The 3,213-nt window shown below is 70.8% G+C and carries 2 protein-coding genes; both read right to left on the bottom strand.

Translation table 11 applies throughout. The annotated features are described in order from the left end of the window. Positions 1-1,582 (bottom strand): bifunctional phosphoribosylaminoimidazolecarboxamide formyltransferase/IMP cyclohydrolase (gene purH, locus HC022_RS22185; RefSeq protein WP_167453850.1); only part of this gene is annotated, 1,582 nt, incomplete at its 3' end. A 22-nt stretch (positions 1,583-1,604) separates the two neighbouring features. Beyond that, positions 1,605-3,213: heparinase II/III family protein (locus tag HC022_RS22190; protein ID WP_167453851.1), on the bottom strand; the 1,609-nt coding region annotated here is incomplete at its 5' end.

Raw genomic sequence — 3,213 nt, forward strand, 5'->3', positions numbered from 1 at the left:
GGAGGGGGCGCTTCCCGGGAAGCCCCTCGCGGGGCCCCCCCTCGGCGCCCGCCGCGATCCCCTCTTTGTCACGCACCGCGCCGCCCGGCTGGACCCCCGGGGGGGCGCCCGCCGCAGCCGCTTCGAGCAGCCCGTCCGCGAAGGGGAAGAACGCGTCCGACGCCACGGCCGAGCCCTTGGTCAGCGCCTCGGGCAGGCCCAGTGCCTCGGCCATGCGCTCGGATTTCTTGGCGGCAATCAGCGCCGAGTCGACGCGGCTCATCTGGCCCGCGCCGACGCCCACGGTCGCGCCGTCCTTGACGTAGACGATGGCGTTGGACTTCACGTGCTTGGCGACTTTCCACGCGAAGAGCAGGTCGCGCAGTTCGTCCTCGGTCGGCTGCTTCTTGGTCACCACCTTCAGGTCGTCGAGGGTGATCAGGCCGTTGTCCTTGTCCTGCACGAGGAAGCCGCCCGACACCTGACGATAGGCCAGCCCCGGCTCGGCGGTGTTGGCAAGGCCCGAGGTCGTCAGCAGGCGCAGGTTCTTCTTCTTCGCGAAGACCTCCTTGGCGGCGTCATCGGCACCCGGCGCGATGACCACCTCGGTGAAGATCTCGGTGATCGCCTCGGCGGTCTCCACGTCGAGCTTCATGTTCAGCGCCACAATGCCGCCGAAGGCCGAGGTGCGGTCGCAGTCGAAGGCCTTCTGGTAGGCTTCCCTGAGCGTCGCGCCACGGGCCACGCCGCAGGGGTTGGCGTGCTTGATGATCGCGCAGGCCGGGCCATCCGAAGGCAGGAACTCCGAGACCAGCTCGAAGGCGGCGTCGGTGTCGTTGATGTTGTTGTAGCTCAGCTCCTTGCCCTGATGCTGCACGGCGCTGGCGACGCCCGGACGGTCCGAGCCGTCGCGGTAGAAGGCGGCCTTCTGGTGCGGGTTCTCGCCGTAGCGCAGGGTCTGGGCGATCTCGCCGGCGAAGGCACGGCGACGCGGCGCCTCATCGCCCAGCGCGCCCGCCATCCAGGTCGAGACGGCGGCGTCGTAGGCGCCGGTGCGGGCGTAGGCGGTCAGCGCCAGCTTCTGGCGGAACGCATAGGAGGTGGCACCGTCATTGGCGTCGAGCTCGGCCAGCAGCGGCGCGTAGTCGGCGATGTCGGTCACCACGTTGACGAAGGCGTGGTTCTTGGCCGCGGCGCGGATCATCGCGGGGCCACCGATGTCGATGTTCTCGATGCAGGTCTCGTAGTCGGCGCCCTTGGCGACGGTTTCCTCGAACGGGTAGAGGTTCACCACCAGCAGGTCGATCTCGGGGATCGCGTGGCCCTGCATCGAGGCCATGTGGTCGGCGTTGTCACGCAGCGCCAGCAGGCCGCCGTGGATGCGCGGGTGCAGGGTCTTGACCCGGCCGTCCATCATCTCGGGGAACTCGGTGACCTCGGCCACGTCCTTGACCGCGATGCCCTCGTCGCGCAGCGCCTTGGCGGAACCGCCGGTGGAGAGAATCTCGATTCCCCGTTCGGACAGCGCCCGGCCGAGGTCGATGAGGCCGGTCTTGTCGGATACGGAAATCAGTGCGCGGGCGACTTTGTGCAGGTCAGGCATACGGTTCGGGTCCCCAGGTGGATCAATGCGTCGGCTCCGTCTCGTCCGTGACAAGGTCTCGCACCGCGATTGCGGTGTCCTGTGCCTTGGCAAGGGACCAGCGGATGCGCGTCGCATACTCCATCGCGCGCCCGGATAAAACGACCTGTTTGGCGGCACGGGGCCGCAATCTGCCTTTTTCGAGGTAAACCGAGGGCTCGACCGTCAGTTGCGGGGTGCCATCGGGGCGGAACACCCAGACCTCGCCCGAGCGCAGCACCAGAGACACTGCGCTGCCGCCCATGTCGAGCCGCGCATCCACGTCCGGGTGCAGGTGGAAGCGGATCTGCCACGGAAAGCCCGCCAGCCGTGCCGCGTCCATGCGCCGGTCGAAGCTGGCCTTGTCGGCTTCGTCAAGCGTCACCAGCATGTCCTCGCCGCTCAGGCTGCGGCCGTCGTAGGCGAGATCGAGCACCCGTGCGTGGGTCAGCCCGTGGGTGCGGCGGTAGCCGTCGTGGCCGCCTTCAAAGCGGGCCCCGGCCTCGGTCTGGGCCATCTGCACCGGCACCAGCCCGGGCGCGTCCTCGAGATACTCGCGCTCCATGCCGCCGATCCGCACCGGAGTGGCGAGCCGGGCGCTGGAATAGCCGTCGAGGCAAAGCGTCGAATGGCTGGGCGTGGCCCGGCCGGCCCGCCGCCAGTCCTCGCCGAAGACCGCGCCCGAGCCGCAGCTCACGATGACCGGGCGGCGCCCGGAGGTGAGCTCGAAGGCCAGCGTCGAGGCATGGGCATCGCCCGAGGCCCGCCCCCTGGGAGGTGCCGCGGCATCGATGATGACGCTGGTACGCGCCGCCGCGAGCCGCGCGTAGCCCATGGCAAGCCCGACCGGCGGACGCCGCTTGGCACCGGAGGCGGCGAGCGCCATGTCGAGCCGCCCGTCGAGCCCCCTGCCCCCGCCCTGGAACCGCGCCAGCCCACCATCGGCGTGGCGCAGCGCCCGCAGCGTCGGCGCGATGCGCCCGATCGCCGCCACATGCGCCTCGTCGGGGGCCTTGTCCTCGGCCTCGAGCGCCGCACGGGCCCATGTCAGCAGGGTGAAGACCTCGAGCAGTTCCTCGGGATTGCGGGTGGGGATGCCGCCCTCGGCATCGACCTGCGCCGCGCAGTCCCGTGCCAGCGCCCGGCGCGCGGGCTCGACCTGCGGGCCCATTCCCTCGAGCGAAAGCCCGGCGTAGAGCAGCCCGGTCAGCGCCTCGAAACGCGGCAGCCCCGGGGCGGCGCCCTGCCAGCGGCGGCTCAGGAACACCGCCTGCGCCGCGAGCGCCCGGTGGAACCGCGCCGAGACGTCGCCCTCGACGCCGCGCAGCAGGAAGAGCGCGTGGTGGATGCAGCGGATCAGCCGGCGGCCCGCCGCCTCCGGCGTCCAGCCGTCGCCCTTGCCGGTGCCATAGCGGTCGATCCAGCCCCAGAGCCAGCGCTGCGCTACCTGCCGCGCGCGGGCGTCGCCGACGGCGGCGAGATCGTCGAGCCAGCGGAAACCCTGGATCTCTTCCGCCCAGGCGCTGTCGGGGGGATCGAGATCCCAGATCATCGCGTCGGGGGCCTCGACCAGGTGACCCGCGAACATCAGGTTGCCGGCGCAGAGCTGAAGT

Origin of the sequence: Salipiger sp. HF18 (assembly GCF_011806505.1) — a bacterium.
Classification (GTDB): Bacteria; Pseudomonadota; Alphaproteobacteria; order Rhodobacterales; family Rhodobacteraceae; genus Salipiger; species Salipiger thiooxidans.